At 70.2% G+C, this 19,220-nt stretch carries 18 protein-coding genes; 2 read left to right on the forward strand and 16 right to left on the reverse strand.

Annotated features, from left to right (window positions below; all coding sequences use genetic code 11):
- Nucleotides 1–5: 5 nt before the first annotated feature.
- The 5 genes from rpsD to KBY47_RS17420 all read right to left on the reverse strand — a co-directional run bounded on the left by rpsD (nucleotide 6) and on the right by KBY47_RS17420 (nucleotide 5,091).
- On the reverse strand, nucleotides 6–620 hold the full coding sequence (gene rpsD / locus KBY47_RS17400; protein WP_210922051.1) for a 30S ribosomal protein S4: 615 nt from the start codon (nucleotides 618–620) through the stop codon (nucleotides 6–8).
- Between the two features lie 304 nt (nucleotides 621–924).
- Nucleotides 925–2,280 (reverse strand): replication-associated recombination protein A, encoded by a 1,356-nt coding sequence (locus tag KBY47_RS17405; RefSeq protein ID WP_210922052.1) that lies wholly within the window; start codon nucleotides 2,278–2,280, stop codon nucleotides 925–927.
- A 44-nt stretch (nucleotides 2,281–2,324) separates the two neighbouring features.
- On the reverse strand, nucleotides 2,325–2,981 hold the full coding sequence (locus KBY47_RS17410) for a vitamin K epoxide reductase family protein (RefSeq protein ID WP_210922053.1): 657 nt from the start codon (nucleotides 2,979–2,981) through the stop codon (nucleotides 2,325–2,327).
- A gap of 124 nt (nucleotides 2,982–3,105) precedes the next feature.
- A complete protein-coding gene (gene hisS, locus KBY47_RS17415) occupies nucleotides 3,106–4,368 on the reverse strand; it encodes a histidine--tRNA ligase (protein WP_210922054.1) in 1,263 nt (420 codons plus the stop codon).
- A 12-nt stretch (nucleotides 4,369–4,380) separates the two neighbouring features.
- Nucleotides 4,381–5,091 (reverse strand): MBL fold metallo-hydrolase, encoded by a 711-nt coding sequence (locus KBY47_RS17420; protein ID WP_210922055.1) that lies wholly within the window; start codon nucleotides 5,089–5,091, stop codon nucleotides 4,381–4,383.
- Between the two features lie 179 nt (nucleotides 5,092–5,270).
- Here KBY47_RS17420 and KBY47_RS17425 point away from each other — a divergent pair, with 179 nt between their 5' ends.
- Together KBY47_RS17425 and KBY47_RS17430 are read left to right on the forward strand one after the other, a co-directional pair.
- Complete coding sequence (locus KBY47_RS17425) at nucleotides 5,271–6,092, forward strand: peptidylprolyl isomerase (protein WP_210922056.1); 822 nt, start codon at nucleotides 5,271–5,273, stop codon at nucleotides 6,090–6,092.
- Between the two features lie 135 nt (nucleotides 6,093–6,227).
- On the forward strand, nucleotides 6,228–7,457 hold the full coding sequence (locus tag KBY47_RS17430) for a DUF349 domain-containing protein (protein ID WP_210922057.1): 1,230 nt from the start codon (nucleotides 6,228–6,230) through the stop codon (nucleotides 7,455–7,457).
- Between the two features lie 63 nt (nucleotides 7,458–7,520).
- Here KBY47_RS17430 and KBY47_RS17435 read toward each other — a convergent pair whose 3' ends face one another.
- The 11 genes from KBY47_RS17435 to pdxS form a co-directional block, all read right to left on the reverse strand.
- Nucleotides 7,521–10,055: a bifunctional (p)ppGpp synthetase/guanosine-3',5'-bis(diphosphate) 3'-pyrophosphohydrolase gene (locus KBY47_RS17435; protein ID WP_210922058.1), complete on the reverse strand. Its 2,535-nt coding sequence runs from the start codon at nucleotides 10,053–10,055 to the stop codon at nucleotides 7,521–7,523.
- 219 nt (nucleotides 10,056–10,274) lie between these two features.
- Nucleotides 10,275–10,814 (reverse strand): adenine phosphoribosyltransferase, encoded by a 540-nt coding sequence (locus KBY47_RS17440; protein WP_210922059.1) that lies wholly within the window; start codon nucleotides 10,812–10,814, stop codon nucleotides 10,275–10,277.
- Entirely contained in the window at nucleotides 10,811–11,926 is a 1,116-nt protein-coding gene (gene secF / locus KBY47_RS17445) for a protein translocase subunit SecF (RefSeq protein WP_210922060.1), read from the reverse strand. Before secF ends, KBY47_RS17440 begins: the two co-directional genes overlap by 4 nt.
- Before the next feature lies 1 nt (nucleotide 11,927).
- Nucleotides 11,928–13,679 carry a protein translocase subunit SecD gene (gene secD / locus KBY47_RS17450; RefSeq protein ID WP_210922094.1) on the reverse strand — a complete coding sequence of 584 codons (1,752 nt, stop codon included), beginning with the start codon at nucleotides 13,677–13,679 and terminating at the stop codon, nucleotides 11,928–11,930.
- A 132-nt stretch (nucleotides 13,680–13,811) separates the two neighbouring features.
- Nucleotides 13,812–14,312, reverse strand: a complete 501-nt coding sequence (gene yajC, locus KBY47_RS17455) for a preprotein translocase subunit YajC (protein ID WP_210922061.1) — start codon at nucleotides 14,310–14,312, stop codon at nucleotides 13,812–13,814.
- A 166-nt stretch (nucleotides 14,313–14,478) separates the two neighbouring features.
- Entirely contained in the window at nucleotides 14,479–15,546 is a 1,068-nt protein-coding gene (gene ruvB / locus KBY47_RS17460) for a Holliday junction branch migration DNA helicase RuvB (RefSeq protein WP_210922062.1), read from the reverse strand.
- Nucleotides 15,547–15,598: 52 nt separating this feature from the next.
- Nucleotides 15,599–16,204: a Holliday junction branch migration protein RuvA gene (ruvA, locus tag KBY47_RS17465; protein WP_210922063.1), complete on the reverse strand. Its 606-nt coding sequence runs from the start codon at nucleotides 16,202–16,204 to the stop codon at nucleotides 15,599–15,601.
- Nucleotides 16,201–16,740 (reverse strand): crossover junction endodeoxyribonuclease RuvC, encoded by a 540-nt coding sequence (gene ruvC / locus KBY47_RS17470; RefSeq protein ID WP_210922064.1) that lies wholly within the window; start codon nucleotides 16,738–16,740, stop codon nucleotides 16,201–16,203. The genes ruvA and ruvC overlap by 4 nt, the downstream gene beginning before the upstream one ends.
- Nucleotides 16,741–16,858: 118 nt before the next feature.
- Nucleotides 16,859–17,611, reverse strand: a complete 753-nt coding sequence (locus KBY47_RS17475) for a YebC/PmpR family DNA-binding transcriptional regulator (RefSeq protein WP_210922065.1) — start codon at nucleotides 17,609–17,611, stop codon at nucleotides 16,859–16,861.
- Nucleotides 17,612–17,659: 48 nt separating this feature from the next.
- Nucleotides 17,660–18,265, reverse strand: a complete 606-nt coding sequence (pdxT, locus tag KBY47_RS17480) for a pyridoxal 5'-phosphate synthase glutaminase subunit PdxT (RefSeq protein ID WP_210922066.1) — start codon at nucleotides 18,263–18,265, stop codon at nucleotides 17,660–17,662.
- Nucleotides 18,265–19,176, reverse strand: coding sequence for a pyridoxal 5'-phosphate synthase lyase subunit PdxS (gene pdxS, locus KBY47_RS17485; RefSeq protein WP_210922067.1), 912 nt, complete (start codon nucleotides 19,174–19,176; stop codon nucleotides 18,265–18,267). Before pdxS ends, pdxT begins: the two co-directional genes overlap by 1 nt.
- Nucleotides 19,177–19,220 lie beyond the last annotated feature (44 nt).

Consider the following 19,220-nt stretch of genomic DNA (forward strand, 5'->3'; position numbering starts at 1 on the left):
TGGGGTCAGCGGGCGTAGTACTCGACGACGAGCTGCTCGTCGCAGATCACCGGGATCTCCTTGCGGTTCGGCTCGCGGTCCAGGCGGAACGCCAGGGCCTTGAGGTTCACCTGGAGGTAGCGCGGGGTCTCGCCGTCGGGGGCGAAGCCGCCCTCACGGGCGATCTGGAAGAGCGTCTTGTCCTTGCTGCGGTCGCGGACCTGCACGACGTCGTCCGGGCGGACGCGGAAGGACGGCTTGTCGACCTTCTGGCCGTTGACGGCGATGTGGCCGTGGACGACCATCTGGCGGGCCTGGTAGATCGTGCGGGCGATGCCCGAACGCAGGACCAGCGCGTCGAGGCGACGCTCCAGCTCGATGATCAGGGCCTCACCGGTCTTGCCCTGAACCTTGGAGGCACGCTCGTAGGCGCGGACGAGCTGGCGCTCGGACACGTCGTACTGCGCGCGCAGACGCTGCTTCTCCAGCAGACGGACCTTGTAGTCCGAGTTCTGCTTGCGGCCGCGGCCGTGCTCACCCGGCGGGTAGGGACGGGCCTCGAAGTACTTGACGGCCTTCGGGGTCAGCGCGATACCGAGGGCACGCGACTTCTTGACCTTGGGGCGGGACTGGTTCGCCACTGTCTCTCATTTCCTAGTTCGGCTCGTCAGGGTGTTGAGGGAGGTCGCATCCGCAGCCGGGGAAACCCTCCGCGTCCCTTCGGGACGGGGTGGGCAGCCGCTCCCCTGGTCTGGGCACATACGTGCAGCACGCGAGTGGCCCACCGACCGGTTCCCGGAACTGCTGGGACGGTGGTGGGCGGCCCGCGACACCGTTCGCCGGTGCGCGACGCTCCTGGAGCCGATCCGGGGGGATCGGGTCTCCGGCTGGCTGTCCCGCTCTGACAGCACGGGACTCAGCACTTCGGAGCAGTCTACAGGGTGCTCAGGGCCGCTTCCGACCGAGGTTCTTGCGGGTCCACTCCACGGCGTCCGCGTATCTGGCCTCGGCGCCGTGCCGGGTCGGGGTGTAGTACTCGCGGTCCTTCAGGGCGTCCGGCGCGTACTGCTGGGCGGCGATGCCCTCGGGCAGGTCGTGCGGGTAGACGTACCCCTGCGCATGCCCCAGCTTGGCGGCGCCCTTGTAGTGCCCGTCCCGCAAGTGCCGCGGCACTGGCCCGGCCAGCCCCTTGCGTACGTCGTCCAGGGCGGCGCCTATCGCGGTGGTCGCGGCGTTGGACTTCGGGGCGAGCGCGAGGGCGATGGTGGCGTGGCTGAGGGTGAGGGCGGCCTCGGGGAAGCCGATCATCGCGACGGCCTGGGCGGCGGCGACGGCGATGGGCAGCGCGTTCGGGTCGGCGAGGCCGATGTCCTCGCTGGCGGAGATCATCAGACGGCGGGCGATGAAGCGGGGGTCCTCCCCGGCCTCGATCATCCGGGCCAGGTAGTGCAGGGCGGCGTCGACGTCGGAGCCGCGGATGGATTTGATCAGGGCGCTGGCGACGTCGTAGTGCTGGTCGCCGTCGCGGTCGTACTTCACCGCCGCGCGGTCGACGGTCTCCTCCAGCGTCGTCAGCGCGATCTCGGTCTCGCCCTTGTCGAGGGCGGCCCCGGCGGCGGCCTCCAGGGCGGTCAGGGCGCGGCGGGCGTCGCCGCCCGCGATGCGCAGCAGGTGCTCCTCGGTGTCCTCGGGGAGGGTGACGGCGCCCTTCAGGCCGCGCTCGTCGGTGAGGGCGCGGCGCAGCAGGGCGCGGACGTCGTCGTCGGTGAGGGGTTCGAGAGTGAGCAGCAGGGAGCGGGAGAGCAACGGGGAGATCACCGAGAAGTACGGGTTCTCGGTGGTCGCGGCGATCAGCGTGACCCAGCGGTTCTCCACGGCGGGGAGCAGGGAGTCCTGCTGGGCCTTGCTGAAGCGGTGGATCTCGTCGAGGAAGAGGACGGTCTCCTTGCCGTAGCCACCGGTGGCGCGGCGGGCGCCGTCGATGACCGCGCGGACCTCCTTGACGCCCGCGGTGATCGCGGACAGCTCCACGAAGCGTTTGTTGGTGGCCTTGGAGACGACGTACGCGAGGGTCGTCTTGCCGGTGCCGGGCGGGCCCCAGAGGATCACCGAGGAGGGTCCCGCCGGGCCCGGGCCGCCCTCGCCGACCAGGCGGCGCAGGGGTGAGCCGGGCTTCAGCAGGTGCTGCTGGCCCACGACCTCGTCGAGGGTGCGCGGGCGCATCCGTGCCGCCAGGGGGCTGCTGGACGGCTCCTTCTCCTGGCGGTCTTCGGCTGCGGCGGTGAACAGATCGGGCTCCACGTCCAAAACCCTAAATCACCGCACTGACAACCCGGTCCCGGCCGTCAGCTCAGCCAGAAGTCCCACCACCGGGTCAGGATGAGCATCCCGATGATGCCGATGTGGAGCACCGGCATCACCCAGGTGAACTCCCCGAAGAAGCCCCTGAGCCAGCCGGGCGCCGGGAGGAAGCCGTTGCGGATGTTGAAGGAGGTCACGTACCAGAACATGACGATGGTGGCGACCCACGCCAGGCAGCACCACAGGCACAGCGCGTTGATCCGGTACAGCGACTGGAACGTCAGCCAGGCGCAGAAGACGACGCCGAAGAGGGTGCCCGCGTTGAAGGTGAGCCAGTACCAGCGCGGGAAGCGGGCCCGCGCGAGCAGGGCCATGCCGACGCCGATCACGATGCCGTAGGCGACCAGGCCGAGCATCGGGTTGGGGAAGCCGAAGACGGAGGCCTGGTCGCTCTCCATGACGCTGCCGCAGGACACGACCGGGTTCAGGCTGCAACCGGGGGTGAACGTCTCCCCGGCGACCTTGGCCTCGAGGATCTTGAACTTGTCGATCGTGATGACCCAGGCGGCGAGCAGCCCGGCGGCGCCGGTGATCACCAGCAGCAGGGCGAACGCCCGGCTGCCGCCCTCCGCCCGCCGCTCCTCGGCGGGGGGCCGCGGCTCGGGTCCCGTGGAGACGTCCTGCACTGTCGTCTTGCTCATCACGCCGATTCCGTCGCTAGGGGGTGGGGGCCTGCTTTCCGGCACGGGTCATTGTGCCGTACACGGCTGTGTCCTCACCGTTCGATCGGCATAAGGACATACGGCCGATCCCACCCCCCGGGCGTCAGCCGAGCCGCGACTCCAGCTCCGCCACGATCTCGTTCACGCCGATCGCCGTCTGCTCGCCGGACTCCATGTCCTTGAGCTGGACGACGCCTTCGGCGAGATCGCGTTCCCCGGCCACGATGGTGTAGCGCGCGCCGCTGCGGTTGGCGTTCTTCATCGCGCCCTTGAGCCCCTTGGCGCCGTACGAGAAGTCCGCCGCGATGCCGTTCTTGCGCAGTTCGGTGACCTTGCCGAACAGGACACGGCGGGCCTCCTCCCCGAGGGGGACGGCGAAGACGCTGGTGGTGGCGGGGAGTTCGAGGGTGATGCCCTCCGCCTCCAGGGCCAGCACCGTGCGGTCGACGCCGAGGGCCCAGCCGACGGACGGCAGCGCGGGGCCGCCGATCATCTCGGAGAGGCCGTCGTAGCGGCCGCCGCCGCCCACCGCGGACTGGGAGCCGAGGCCGTCGTGGACGAACTCGAAGGTGGTGCGGGTGTAGTAGTCCAGGCCGCGCACCAGCCGCGGGTCGTCCTCGTAGGCCACGCCCGCCGCCGTGAGCAGTTCGCGGACCTCCTCGTGGTACGCCTTGCAGGCGTCGCAGAGGTAGTCGCGCAGCAACGGTGCGTCGGTGAGCTGCTTCTGGACGTCGGGGCGCTTGTCGTCGAGGACGCGCAGCGGGTTGATCTCGGCGCGGCGCAGGGTGTCCTCGTCGAGGTCGAGACCGCGCAGGAAGTCCTGGAGCGCGCTCCGGTACACCGGGCGGCACTCCTTGTCGCCCAGGCTGTTGAGCAGGATGCGGAAGTCGCGCAGCCCCAGGGAGCGGTACGCCTGGTCGGCCAGGATGATCAACTCGGCGTCGAGCGCGGGGTCCTCGGCACCGATCGCCTCGGCGCCGACCTGGGAGAAGTGGCGGTAACGGCCCTTCTGGGGGCGCTCGTAGCGGTAGTACGAGCCGGAGTACCAGAGCTTGACGGGGAGGTTGCCCGCCTTGTGCAGGTTGGCCTCCAGGGCGGCGCGCAGCACGGAGGCGGTGCCCTCGGGCCGCAGGGCGAGCCGGTCGCCGCCCTTGGTCTCGAAGGCGTACATCTCCTTGGTCACGATGTCGGTGGACTCGCCCACCCCGCGCGCGAACAGCTCCACGTTCTCGAAGCCGGGCGTCTCGATGTAGCCGTAGCCGGAGTTGCGCAGCGGCGCGGCGATCGCCTCGCGCACCGCCAGGAACTTGGCGCTGTCCGGCGGGATCAGGTCGTACGTGCCCTTGGGGGCCTTGAAGGTGCTCACGGGAGTCTCTCGTCACATTCCTCGTCGGGGAGCCTGGTCAGCCGCTCCCTGGCCGTCGGCCACCTGCCGCAGGTACGGGTTGGTGGCGCGCTCCCGGCCGATGGTCGTCTGGGGGCCGTGCCCGGACAGCACCACGGTCGAGTCGTCGAGCGGCAGGCACACGCGGGCCAGCGAGTCGAGCATCTCGGCCATGTCACCACCGGGCATGTCGGTGCGTCCGATGGAGCCGGCGAACAGCAGGTCGCCCGAGAACATGATCGGCGGGATGTCCGCCGCCTCGGGCAGGCCGAAGGTCACCGACCCCTTGGTATGGCCCGGCGCGTGGGCGACCGACAGCTCCAGACCGGCCAGTTCCAGCCTGACGCCGTCGGCCAGCTCCTTGACGTCGTCGGGTTCCCCGACGGTCAGCTCGCCCATCAGCGGCATCCCGATGGAGCGGCCGACGGCCTTCTCCGGGTCGCTCATCATGTAGCGGTCCGCGGGGTGGATCCAGGCCGGCACGTCGTGCGCGCCGCACACCGGGACGACGGAGGCGACATGGTCGATGTGGCCGTGGGTGAGCACGACGGCGACCGGCTTGAGGCGGTGCTTGGCGACGGCCTCCTCGACGCCCGGGGCGGCCTGGTGGCCGGGGTCGATGATCACGCACTCCTCACCGGCGGCGGGGGCGACGAGATAACAGTTCGTCCCCCAGGCCCCGGCGGGGAACCCGGCAATGAGCACGATCGTCCTTCGTTGTGTCGGTTCGAGTGGCTTGTGAATGGGCTGCGCCTGAGGTCAGAGCCTACCGGCGCTGCCGATTACTCAGCGAACCCATATACGGTACGGGGCACACACGCGCGCGGTTGACCCCGAGGCGCGCAAACCGTCGACGTACACCAGACGCACGAGGAGTAGACCCGGTGGTCAGCCAGGAACAGCGGCGGCGTCAGCTCGCCCGGGAGAAGTTCTTGCGGCAGCAGCAGCGGCGCACCCAGGCACGACGCAAGACACGCACACGCAACGCGGTGATCGCGTCGGTGCTCGGCGTGGTTCTGGTGGGCAGCCTCGCGCTGTACACGACCGGGACCCTCAAGGGCGACGACGACAAGAGCAACGCGGGCGCGGAGGTCACTCCGAGCGCCGAGCCGACCAGCAAGGCGCCCGACCCGTGCGACAAGCCCGCCAAGGGTGACGTCGAGTCGATGAGCTGGAAGAAGGAACCGGCGATCAGCATCGACAAGTCGGCGAAGTACACGATGAAGCTGGCCACGACGTGCGGTGACATAGACATCGACCTGAAGGCGTCGGCCGCCCCGCACACGGTGAACTCGTTCAACTTCCTCGCCGGGAAGGGCTACTTCGACCACACGACGTGCCACCGGCTCACCACCAACGGCATCTACGTGCTCCAGTGCGGCGACCCGACGGGCAGCGGCACCGGCGGACCGGGCTACACCATCCCGGACGAGAACCTGAAGGACGAGAGCCTCAAGGACAACGTCTACCCTGCGGGCACGGTCGCGATGGCGAACACTGGGCAGAAGGACAGTGGTGGCAGCCAGTTCTTCCTGGTGTACCAGGACAGCCAGTTGCCGCCCAACTACACACCGTTCGGTACGGTTTCGGAGTCCGGCATGGCCGTGCTGAAGAAGATCGCCGACGCGGGTGAGAACACCGGAGCCGGTGACGGGGCACCGAACGCGACCGTTGTGATCAACGAGGCCACGGTCAGCGAATCCTGACCGCCAACTGCGTAATTTCGGTCGCGCGGGATGCGGACAGGCAACCCGCCGGTCGCCTATGTTGGCCGTGACGAAACTGTGGACGATGCCCAGGGGTGCCGACGCCCCCCGCAGGCATCATGTGGAGGAGGCGCTGTGAGCAGCGACCCGTGGGGCCGCGTCGACGAGACGGGGACCGTGTACGTGCGTACGGCCGACGGCGAGCAGGTCGTCGGTTCCTGGCAGGCAGGCTCCCCCGAGGAGGCGCTGGCCTACTTCGAGCGCAAGTACGAGGGCCTGGTTGTCGAGATCGGCCTCCTCGAGAAGCGAGTGCAGACCACCGACCTGTCGGCGAAGGACGCGCAGGTCGCCATCGCCCATCTGCGCGAGCAGGTCGACGCGCACCACGCCGTGGGCGATCTGGACGCGCTGCGGGCGCGGCTGGACAAGCTGGTCGAGCTGGTGGACAAGCGCCGCGAGGAGCGCAGGGCGCAGCGGGCACGGCAGACCGACGAGGCCCGCCAGGCCAAGGAGGCGCTGGTCACCGAGGCCGAGGAGCTGGCCCGGTCCGACCAGTGGCGGGTCGCCGGTGAGCGGCTGCGGGCGCTGGTGGACACCTGGAAGGGGCTGCCGCGTCTCGACCGCAAGTCCGACGACGAGCTGTGGCACCGGTTCTCGCACGCCCGGTCTGCGTTCTCCAAGCGTCGCAAGGCGCACTTCGCTCAGCTGGACGCGCAGCGCGAGGAGGCCCGGCGGACCAAGGAGCGGCTGGTCGCCGAGGCGGAGTCGCTGTCCGGTTCGACGGACTGGGGCCCCACGGCCGCCCGCTACCGCGAGCTGATGTCGGAGTGGAAGGCCGCGGGCCGCGCCCAGCGCGAGCACGAGGACGACCTGTGGAACCGCTTCCGCGGCGCCCAGGACGTCTTCTTCGCCGCCCGCAGCTCGGTCTTCGCCGAGCGGGACGCGGAGCAGGCGGAGAACCTGAAGCTCAAGGAGGAGCTGGCCGAGGAGGCCGAGAAGATCCTCCCGGTCACCGATCTGAAGGCCGCGCGTGCCGCGTTCCGCTCGGTCAACGAGCGCTGGGAGGCCATCGGCCACGTCCCGCGCGACGCCCGCCCCAAGGTCGAGGGCCGGATGCACGCCGTGGAGCGGGCCATCCAGGAGGCCGAGGAGGCCGAGTGGCGCCGGACCAACCCGGAGGCACGCGCGCGTGCGGCGGGGCTGACCGGTCAGCTCCAGGCCGCCGTGGACAAGCTGACGGCGCAGATCGAGCAGGCGCGCGCCCAGGGCAACAACGCCAAGGCCGACAAGCTGGAGCGTGAGCTGGAGGGCCGCCAGGCGCTGCTGGACCAGGCGCTGAAGGGACTCCAGGAGTTCGGCGGCTAGACACGGCATACCGAAAGGAACGGGGCTCCCCGCATCGGGGAGCCCCGTTCTTCGCTGTCCTGTCTACGTCCGGTTGCGCGCCGAGGTCACCCGGTAGACGTCGTAGACGCCCTCCACGCCCCGGACGGCCTTCAACACATGGCCGAGATGTTTCGGGTCGCCCATCTCGAAGGTGAACCGTGAGGTGGCGACGCGGTCACGCGAGGTCTGGACGGCCGCGGAGAGGATGTTGACGTGCTGGTCGGACAGGACACGGGTGACGTCCGACAGCAGCCGGGAGCGGTCCAGCGCCTCCACCTGGATGGCGACCAGGAACACCGAGGACTGGGTGGGCGCCCACTCGACCTCCAGGATCCGCTCGGGCTCCCGGGACAGTGACTCCACGTTCACACAGTCGCTGCGGTGAACCGATACGCCGCTACCGCGGGTGACGAAGCCGATGATCGGGTCGCCGGGCACCGGCGTACAGCAGCGGGCCAGCTTCACCCAGACGTCCTCGACGCCCTTGACGATGACGCCCGGGTCGGCGCTGGAGCGGCGCTTGCGGCTCCGGCCGCGGGACGGCGGGACCGCCTCGTCGATCTCCTCGGTGGCCGCCTCCTCGCCGCCGAGCGCCTGCACCAGTTTCTGCACGATGTTCTGCGCGGAGACATGGCCCTCGCCGATCGCCGCGTACAGCGCGGAGATGTCCGAGTAGCGCATCTCGTGCGCCAGCGTGACCAGTGAGTCACCGGTGAGGATGCGCTGGATCGGCAGGTTCTGCTTGCGCATCGCGCGGACGATGGCGTCCTTGCCCTGCTCGATCGCCTCGTCGCGGCGCTCCTTGGAGAACCACGCCCGGATCTTGTTGCGGGCCCGGGGCGACTTGACGAAGCCGAGCCAGTCGCGGGACGGCCCGGCACCGGCCGCCTTGGAGGTGAAGACCTCCACCAGGTCGCCGTTGTCGAGCGTCGACTCCAGCGGTACGAGCCTGCCGTTGACCCGCGCTCCTATGGTGCGGTGACCGACCTCGGTGTGGACGGCGTAGGCGAAGTCGACGGGGGTGGCGCCGGCCGGGAGCGCTATGACATCGCCCTTCGGGGTGAAGACGAAGACCTCGTTGCGGGAGAGGTCGAAGCGCAGCGACTCCAGGAACTCGCCCGGGTCCTCGGTCTCCTTCTGCCAGTCCAGCAGCTGCCGCAGCCACGCCATGTCGTTGATGGCGGCGTTGTCCTTGCCGGCCTTGCCGGCAGGTCCCTTGGGCACGTCGGTGCGCACCTTGGAGGCGCCGGCCACGGCCTCCTGCTTGTACTTCCAGTGCGCGGCGATGCCGTACTCGGCGCGGCGGTGCATGTCGAAGGTGCGGATCTGGAGTTCGACCGGCTTGCCGTTGGGCCCGATGACCGTCGTGTGCAACGACTGGTACATGTTGAACTTGGGCATCGCGATGTAGTCCTTGAACCGGCCGGGGACCGGGTTCCAGCGCGCGTGCACGGTGCCGAGGGCGGCATAGCAGTCGCGCACGGTGTCGACGAGGACGCGGATGCCCACCAGGTCGTAGATCTCCGCGAAGTCCCGGCCGCGGACGATCATCTTCTGGTAGACGCTGTAGTAGTGCTTGGGCCGTCCGGTGACGGTCGCCTTGATGCGGGCGGCCCGCAGGTCCTGCTGGACCTCGTCGGTCACTATGGCCAGGTACTCGTCACGCTTCGGTGCCCTTTCGGCCACCAGCCGGACGATCTCGTCGTACATCTTGGGGTAGAGGATCGCGAAGGCGAGGTCCTCCAGCTCCCACTTGATGGTGTTCATGCCCAGCCGGTGGGCGAGGGGCGCGTAGATCTCCAGGGTCTCGCGCGCCTTCTTCTCCTGCTTCTCGCGCTTGAGGTAGCGCATGGTGCGCATGTTGTGCAGGCGGTCGGCGAGCTTGATGACCAGGACGCGGGGGTCCTTGGCCATGGCCACGACCATCTTGCGCACGGTCTCGGCCTGCGCGGCCTCGCCGAACTTGACCTTGTCCAGCTTGGTGACGCCGTCGACGAGGAGCGCGACCACGTCGCCGAAGTCGCGGCGCAGGTCCTCCAGGCCGTACTCGGTGTCCTCGACGGTGTCGTGCAGCAGGCCCGCCATCAGGGTCGCCGGGTCCATGCCCAGCTCGGCGAGGATGGTGGTGACGGCGAGCGGGTGCGTGATGTACGGGTCGCCGCTCTTGCGCTTCTGGCCGCGGTGCCAGCGCTCGGCGACCTGGTAGGCGCGCTCGATCTGGCGGAGCGTCGACGTCTCGATCTTGGGGTCGTTGCTGCGCACTATCCGCAGCAGTGGCTCCAGGACGGGGTTGTACGGGTTGGCGCGCTGGACGCCGAGGCGGGCGAGACGGGCGCGGACGCGGTTGGAGGAGCCGGTGCGGACGGGCTGGGCGGAGGCCGGGCGGATGGGGGGCGTGGCCGCGGGTCGCTGCGGTGGGGACGGCTTGGGGCGCGGCTCGGCGGGCTTCGCGGAGGCGGCCGGGGCGTTCTCCACCGCCCCGCGGGCGTCGCTCTTGGCGTTCGGCGCGGGCGTGGCCGCGGGGCCCGGGGCTGGCTCGGGCTTGGCGGCGGTCAGGTGCTGGGCCTCGTCTGGCAAGAGGGCTCCTCGTGCGCGATCCGGGTCCCCCGGTCAGGCTCCGGAGACCCCATGGTAGCGATCCTGCGCTCCAGGATCGCCTTCAGGCCAATGTGAGGGCCGTCTACCCGAGAAACGCGAGGGGTGTCCGATGGATTCCTCCGGGGGTGCGCCGCGTACCGGAAAAGGGTGCGCGCCCAGCGGTGGGGCTCGGTGCTGGGCGCGCGGGTGGAGCCGGTCTCAGATGGTGAGGAGGGACTCCAGGGGGGCTCCGGCCAGAGAGGTCTCCAGGCGGGGGCGGCCACCGAGGAAGCTCAGCTCCATCAGCACGGCGACGCCCGCGACCTGGGCCCCGGCACGGCGGATCAGTTCGAGGGACGCCTCGGCGGTGCCGCCGGTGGCGAGGACGTCGTCCACGATCAGCACCCGGTCGTCGGCGGTCAGGTCCTCGGCGTGGATCTCGATCTCCGCGGAGCCGTACTCCAGGTCGTACGCCTGGCTCAGCGTCGCTCCGGGGAGCTTGCCCGCCTTGCGTACGGGGATGAAGCCGACGCCCGCGCGGACGGCGACCGGCGCTCCCAGGATGAAGCCGCGGGCCTCCAGACCGACGACCTTGGTGGCGCTCTGGCGCACGGCGATCTCGGCCAGGGCCTCGGTCAGCGCGCCGAACGCCGTCGGGTCCGCCAGGAGCGGCGTGATGTCCTTGAACATCACGCCCGGCTCCGGGTAGTCGGCCACGTCGCGGATACGGCTGAGCAGCAGCTGCTCGATGTCGGTCATCGGCGCTTCCCCGAGGGACGGCCGCGGCCCCGGCCCCGGGACGCGGGCTGGTTACGGGGGCCGACGACCGCGGGCGCGACGTCCTCGGGTTCGTCGTCGTAGCCGTCGTCGGAGGCGGGGGTGCTCGGCGCGGTGGCCGGTTCACCGCCCTGCGCCCGCTTGGCGAGCACGCGCTTCTTCAGCGCCTTCATGTCCGGCTGGAGTTCCTTGAGGTCCGCGACGAGCGGCGTGGCGATGAAGATCGACGAGTACGCACCGGCCGCCAGACCGACGAACAGCGACAGCGAGATGTCGTTGAGCATGCCGCCGCCGAGGACACCGCCGCCGATGAACAGCAGGCCCGCCACCGGCAGCAGCGCCACCACCGTGGTGTTGACCGAGCGGACCAGGGTGCTGTTGATCGAGCGGTTGGCGATGTCGCTGTAGGTCCAGCGGGTCTGTTTGCCGATGTCCTTCGTCTGCTCCTTGAGGCTGTCGAAGACGACGACCGTGTCGTAGAGCGAGTAACCGAGGATCGTCAGCAGACCGATCACGGTGCCCGGGGTGACCTCGAAGCCCACCAGGGCGTAGACCCCGACCGTGATGGTGATGTCGTGGATCAGGGCGACGAACGCGGCGACCGCCATCCGCCACTCGAAGGCGATCGCCAGATAGATCACCACCAGCACCAGGAAGATGCCCAGGCCCTGCCAGGCCTTGTTGGCGATCTGGTCACCCCAGCTGGGGCCGACCAGCTCGGCGTTGATCTTCTCCTCGTCGACCTTGAGGTCCTCGGCGAGGGTCTCCTTGATCTGGTCGGACCTGCTGGTGTCCGTGCCCGCGATCTGGATGCGCAGGCTGCCGTTGCCGAGCTTCTGGACGATCGCGTCGTGGCCGGAGGCCTCTTCGGCGTACTCCTGGGCCTGGGAGACCGAGACGGACGTCTTCGGGGTGGTGAAGACGGCGCCGCCCTGGAACTCGATGCCCATGTTCAGGCCGCGCACCGCCAGGCCGACGATGGCCGTGATGGTGATCAGGATCGAGATGCCGTACCAGAACTTGCGGTTGCCGACGAAGTCGTAACCGACCTCGCCACGGTGGAGTCGGGCGCCGAGGTTGCCGAGCTTCGACATCTCACGCCTCCTTCGGGTCGACGGGGACGGCGGGGCGGCGGGTGCGGCGCAGCGGGGGCTTGGCGCCCAGGGCCTTCGGGTCCAGGCCGGACCAGCGGTTGCCGCTCGCGAAGAACTTCCGGCGCGCCATCAGCGTCAGCAGCGGCTTGGTGAAGAGGAAGACCACCACGACGTCGAGCACGGTCGTCAGACCGAGGGTGAACGCGAAGCCCTGGACCTTGCCGACGGTGACCACGAAGAGCACCGCGGCGGCGAGGAACGACACGAAGTCGGAGACCAGGATGGTGCGCCTCGCGCGCGGCCAGGCCCGCTCCACCGCGGGGCGCAGCGAGCGGCCCTCGCGGATCTCGTCCCGGACCCGTTCGAAGTAGACGATGAACGAGTCCGCTGTGATGCCGATGGCGACGATGGCACCGCAGACGGCCGGGAGGTTCAGCGCGAAGCCGATGGCCGGGCCGAGCAGCGACATGATCACGTAGGTGAGTGCTGCGGAGACCAGCAGCGAGGCGATCGCGATGAAGGACAGACCGCGGTAGTAGATCACCAGGTAGAGCACGACGAGCGCGAGGCCGATGGCGCCCGCGATGAGGCCCGCCTCGAGCTGGTCGCCGCCGAGGGCCGCGGTGACCGTGGTGACGCTGTCCTCCTGGAAGGTCAGCGGCAGGGCGCCGTAGGAGAGCATGTTGGCGAGGCTCTGGGCCTCGTCCTGGGTGAAGCTGCCGGAGATCTCCGCGTTGCCGCCGGTGATGGACTGGCTGACGTACGGGCTGGAGACGACCTCGCCGTCCAGGACGATGCCGAACTGGTTCTGCGGCGACTGGTTCTGCGCGAGCTGGCCGGTGATGTCGGCGAACTTCTTCGCCCCGGCGGAGGAGAAGTCCATCTGGACCTTCCAGCCGGCGCCGCTCTGGGTGTCGTAGACGGCCTGGGCGTCGTCGACCTCGGTGCCGTCGACGGCGGCCGGGCCGAGCAGGTACTTGTACCAGACGCCCTGGATCTCGCCGCATCCCACGGTGGAGTTCTCGGGCTTGGCGCCCTCACCGGCCTCGGTGCGGACGTCCTCCTTCGAGCAGTCCAGGGCGGCGTACTCCTCCTGGACCTTGCTGTCGGAGGCGGCGCCCTCGTCCGTCGCGGCGGCCGAGTCGCTCGCGGACGGGGTCGGGTCGGCCTTCAGCGCGTCGGTGACGGCGCGGCCCTGGGTGGTGGCGGAGCCCGACGGGGTCGCCTCGGCGCTCTCGGTGCCGGTGGCGGTCTCACCGTCGGTCGGGGACGCCGACGCGGAAGGGCTGGCGGTCCCGGTGGCGCCGTCGGAGGCGCTCGGCGAGGGGCTCGCCGCGGCGCCGCCGCTGGGCTCGGTGGCCAGGACCGGCCGGAAGTACAGCTTGGCGGTGGTGCCGACCTGTTCCCGGGCCTGCTTGGAGTTGGTGCCCTTGGGAATGTTGACGATGATGTTGCGATCGCCCTGGGTCTGGACTTCCGCCTCGGAGACACCAAGACCGTTGACACGGCGCTCCATGATGGAGACGGCGGTGTCCATGTTGGTCTTGTTGATCGCCGACTCGTTGCCGTCCTCGGGGACGGCGCGGAGGGTGATGCTCGTGCCGCCGGCCAGGTCGATGCCCAGACGCGGGGTGGTGTGCCCGGAGGCGAACATGCCCGCGGTGAGCCCCACGATGGCGATCAGAATCAGGACCAGCGAGCGCACCGGCTTGCTCTGGGCGCTCGCGCTCCGGCCCTTTTTAGGTGCTGCCACCTTCTCGTACTCCCTCTCGGGCCGCCGCGCGCCGGGTCTGCGGGCGGGCGGCCATGCCATGGTGTCGGGATCCCGTGCGAGACGCGCGTGTCCCGGGGCGCACGGGCCTGACCCACGCGCCCCGGGACATCACTACTTCGCTTCGGAGTCGCCGTCGGTCTTCTTCGGCTCCTCGTCCGACTTCGCGACGGCGGCGTCGGACGGCTCCCCGGCCGTGTCCTTCTTGCCGAGGTCGACGGACTTGTCGGCGGAGGCGTCGTCGTCCGGGGCCGCGTCGGCGGTCTCGTCGGATTCGGTGAGGGAGGAGGCGTCGTCCGGGACCACGTCGGCGTCGGACTTCAGGTCGTGCTCGATGCCGTGCACGATGCGGTTGTACTCGTCGTCGGTGAGGACGGCACCGATCGCGTTCTTGGCGAACAGCAGCTCCACGCCCGGTCCGGCGTCGAGGAGGACCGTGTCCTCGCTGACCTCCTTGACCGTGGCGTACATGCCCCCGATCGTGCGGACTCCGGAACCGGGCTGCATCTGGTTCCGCATGTCGGCGGCCTGCTGCTGCTTCTTCTTGGCCGACCGCGTCATCAGGAACATGGCCCCGATGAGCACGATGAACGGGAGGAGGGTCACGAGACTCACGGGTCGGAACTTCCTTCACACGACCGCGTTGGTGAGCGGCCTGATGGTTGGGGGTGTGCTTGCCGCCATGAGGGAGGCGGCATCGGCGGAGTCTAAGCGAGTCCGCGTGCATGGAACAACGCTCAGCATGGCACCGGGGTTCCTGACCGGGCCAATGGCCGCACCGTCACGTCCCGAACAAGTCCTGTTGTCCGTTTCCCGCACCGCCCTGAGCGGGAGCGGTGAGGCCGAGATGCGCCCATGCGGCGGGGGTGGCGACCCGGCCGCGCGGGGTTCGGGCCAGTAGCCCTTCGCGGACGAGGAACGGTTCGGCGACCTCCTCGACGGTCTCGCGCTCCTCCCCCACCGCGACCGCGAGCGTGGACAGGCCGACGGGGCCGCCGCCGAACAGCTTCAGCAGCGCCTCCAGGACGGCGCGGTCCAGCCGGTCCAGGCCGCGGGCGTCGACCTCGTAGACCGCGAGGGCGGCCGCGGCGATCTCCTGGGTGATCAGGCCGTCCGCCTTGACCTGCGCGTAGTCGCGGACCCGGCGCAGCAGCCGGTTGGCGATCCGGGGCGTGCCCCGGGAGCGGCCCGCGATCTCGGCGGCGCCGTGCGTGTCGATCTCGACGTCGAGCAGGCTGGCCGAGCGGTGGATGACCTTCTCCAGCTCGGCGGGCTCGTAGAACTCCATGTGCGCGGTGAAGCCGAAGCGGTCGCGCAGCGGGGGCGGCAGCAGGCCCGCGCGGGTGGTGGCGCCGACCAGGGTGAACGGCGGCAGCTCCAGGGGGATGGCGGTGGCGCCGGGGCCCTTGCCGACGATGACGTCGACACGGAAGTCCTCCATCGCCATGTACAGCATCTCCTCGGCGGGCCGGGACATGCGGTGGATCTCGTCGAGGAAGAGGACCTCGCCCTCCTGGAGGGAGGAGAGGATCGCCGCGAGGTCGCCCGCGTGCTGGATGGCTGGTCCCGAGGTGATCCGGATGGGGGCGCCCATCTCGGCCGCGATGATCATGGACAGGGTGGTCTTGCCGAGGCCGGGGGCGCCGGACAGCAGGACGTGGTCGGCGGTGGCGCCCCGCGCGCGTGCCGCCCGCAGGACGAGGTCGAGCTGTTCGCGGACCTTCTCCTGGCCGATGAACTCGTCCAGGTCCTTGGGGCGCAGCGCGGCCTCGACGGCCTGGTCCTCGCGGTCGGCGGACGCACCGACGAGCCGCTCGGCGGCGGTGTCGGGGGTGTCGTCCCAGTTCATGTGGTGTGCCTCGGTTCTCGGTGCGGGCGGGGCGGGCGGGCGCCAGTGGGCGCTAGCGGGCGCGGTTGAGCGTCTGGAGGGCCGCCTTGAGGAGCTGCCCCACCTGGGGGGTGCCGTCGGCGGCCTCCGCCTGGGGGGCCACGGCGGTCACGGCCTCGTCGGCCTCCCGGGTCGCGTACCCCAGGCCGATCAGGGCGGCGTGCAGCTGGTCGCGCCAGCCCTGGGTGACCGGCGCGCCGACGGCCGGGGCGCCGACGGGTTCGCCGAGGCGGTCCTTCAACTCCAGGAGGAGCTTCTGGGCGCCCTTCTTGCCGATGCCGGGGACGGCGGTGAGGGCCTTCTCGTCGCCGGTCGCCACGGCTCTGCGCAGGGCGTCCGGGGAGTGCACCGCCAGCATGGCCTGGGCCAGCCGGGGGCCGACGCCGCTGGCGGTCTGGAGCAGCTCGAAGGTCTGCCGCTCGTCGTCGTCCGCGAAGCCGTACAGGGTCAGGGAGTCCTCGCGCACCACGAGGGAGGTGGCGAGTCTGGTCTGCTGGCCGGTGCGCAGCCCGGAGAGGGTGTTCGGGGTGCACTGGACGGCGATGCCGATCCCGCCCACCTCCACCACCGCGGAGTCCGGGGCGAGGGCGGCGACCGGGCCGCTGACGAAGGCGATCATGCCGTACGGCCTTTCGTTGCGTGGGCGTTGTGCAGGGCGACGGCCTGCTGGAGCCGGTTCTGCGCGGGGGCGCGCCAGATGTGGCAGATGGCGAGGGCGAGGGCGTCGGCGGCGTCCGCGGGCTTCGGGGGCGCGCTGAGTCTGAGGAGCCGGGTGACCATGGCGCCGACCTGGGCCTTGTCGGCGCGGCCGCTGCCGGTGACGGCGGCCTTGACCTCGCTCGGGGTGTGCAGGGCGACGGGGACGCCGCGGCGGGCGGCGCAGAGCATGGCGACGGCGCTGGCCTGGGCGGTGCCCATGACCGTGCGCACGTTGTGCTGGCTGAAGACGCGCTCCACGGCGACGAATTCCGGCCGGTGTTCGTCGAGCCACTGCTCGATGCCCCGCTCGACGGCGACGAGGCGGTCGCCCAGTTCCGCGTCGGCGGGCGTGCGTACGACGCCCACGCCGAGCATGGTGAGCGGCCTGCCCGCGACCCCCTCGACGACACCGACACCGCACCGGGTCAGTCCTGGGTCCACCCCCAGTACGCGCACCGCGCCCCCTTCTCTCGATTTCTCTCGATCGCCTGTTTGTGCAGGCTATCCGGTGCCACCGACAACGCGACGGGCCGACGGGTGTGTCCCGTCGGCCCGTTCGAGCGAGAGCGTCGGCTCAGGCGTCGACCTTCTCCATGATCTCGTCGCTGACGTCGAAGTTGGCGAAGACGTTCTGCACGTCGTCGCTGTCCTCCAGCGCGTCGATCAGCTTGAAGATCTTCTTGGCGCCCTCCTCGTCCAGCTCGACCTGCATGGTCGGGACGAAGTTGGCGTCGGCGGACTCGTAGTCGATGCCCGCGTCCTGGAGGGCGGTGCGGACCGCGACCAGGTCGGTGGGCTCGCTGAGCACCTCGAAGGACTCACCGAGGTCGTTGACCTCCTCGGCACCCGCGTCCAGGACGGCCATGAGGACCTCGTCCTCGGTCAGCTCGCCCTTGGGGACGATCACGACGCCCTTGCGGTTGAAGAGGTACGACACCGAGCCGGGGTCGGCCATGGAGCCGCCGTTGCGGGTCATGGCGACGCGGACCTCGGAGGCGGCGCGGTTGCGGTTGTCGGTGAGGCACTCGATGAGCACCGCGACGCCGTTGGGGCCGTAGCCCTCGTACATGATCGTCTCGTAGTCGGCGCCACCCGCCTCGAGGCCGCCGCCGCGCTTGATCGCGGAGTCGATGTTCTTGTTCGGCACCGACGACTTCTTGGCCTTCTGCACGGCGTCGTAGAGCGTCGGGTTGCCGTCCAGGTCGACGCCGCCCATGCGGGCCGCGACCTCGATGTTCTTGATCAGCTTCGCGAAGAGCTTGCCGCGCTTGGCATCGATGACGGCCTTCTTGTGCTTCGTCGTGGCCCATTTAGAGTGGCCGGACATCTGCCTGTCTCCTTCGCGTAACCCATCCAATGACGAACGTCAGCGATCCTACAAGGACTCCGGCGTCCGGCTCGCGCGCACCATGTCGACGAACAGGGAGTGCACGCGGTGGTCCCCGGTCAGTTCGGGGTGGAACGACGTGGCCAGCGCGTTGCCCTGGCGGACGGCGACGATGTGCCCGTCGTGCTCGGCGAGCACCTCGGCGGCGGCACCCACGGACTCCACCCACGGGGCGCGGATGAAGACGCCCTCCACGGGGTCGCCGTCGACGCCCCGGACGTCGACGGCCGCCTCGAAGGACTCGTTCTGCCGTCCGAAGGCGTTGCGGCGCACGATCATGTCGATGCCGCCGACCGTCTCCTGGCCCGAACGCGGGTCGAGGATCTTGTCGGCGAGCATGATCATGCCCGCGCAGGTGCCGTAGACGGGCATGCCGTCCCGCACGCGCGCGCGGAGCGGCTCCATCAGACCGAAGAGGACGGCCAGCTTGGAGATGGTCGTGGACTCGCCGCCGGGCAGCACCAGGCCGTCCACCTCGGCGAGTTCCTCGGGGCGCCGCACCGGCCTGGCCACGGCGTCGGCCGCGGCCAGGGCGACGAGGTGCTCCCGTACGTCACCCTGGAGTGCGAGCACCCCGATCACGGGAGCGGTCATCACCAGCCCCGGTTCGCGTAGCGCTCGGTCTCGGGGAGGGTGTCGCAGTTGATGCCGACCATGGCCTCGCCCAGGTTGCGGGAGGCGTCGGCGATGATCTTCGGGTCGTCGTAGAAGGTGGTGGCCTTCACGATGGCCGCGGCGCGCTTGGCCGGGTCGCCGGACTTGAAGATGCCCGAGCCGACGAAGACGCCCTCGGCGCCGAGCTGGCGCATCAGCGCGGCGTCCGCCGGGGTGGCGACGCCACCGGCGGAGAAGAGGACCACCGGGAGCTTGCCCAGCTCGGCGACCTCCTTGACCAGCTCGTAGGGGGCGCGCAGCTCCTTGGCGGCGGCGTACAGCTCGTTGTTGTCGTAGCCGCGCAGCCGGGCGATCTCGTTCTTGATCTGGCGCAGGTGGCGGACCGCCTCGACGACGTTGCCGGTACCGGCCTCGCCCTTGGAGCGGATCATGGCCGCGCCCTCGGCGATCCGGCGCAGGGCCTCGCCCAGGTTGGTGGCGCCGCAGACGAACGGCGTGGTGAAGGCCCACTTGTCGGAGTGGTTGACCTCGTCGGCCGGGGTCAGGACCTCGGACTCGTCGATGTAGTCGACGCCGAGGGACTGGAGCACCTGCGCCTCGACGAAGTGGCCGATGCGGGACTTGGCCATCACCGGGATGGAGACGGCGTTGATGATGCCCTCGATCATGTCCGGGTCGGACATCCGGGCCACGCCGCCGTCCTTGCGGATGTCGGCGGGGACCCGTTCCAGGGCCATGACGGCGACGGCGCCCGCGTCCTCGGCGATCTTCGCCTGCTCCGGCGTGACGACGTCCATGATCACGCCGCCCTTGAGCTGCTCGGCCATACCGCGCTTCACGCGCGCGGTGCCGGTCTCGGGGGTCTGGTTCTCGGAGAGCGTGCTGGACACGGAATTGACCTCACTGAAGGGAAAGAGGGCTGCTGCAAGCACTG

Origin of the sequence: Streptomyces sp. B93 (genome assembly GCF_018070565.1) — a bacterium.
Lineage (GTDB): Bacteria > Actinomycetota > Actinomycetes > Streptomycetales > Streptomycetaceae > Streptomyces.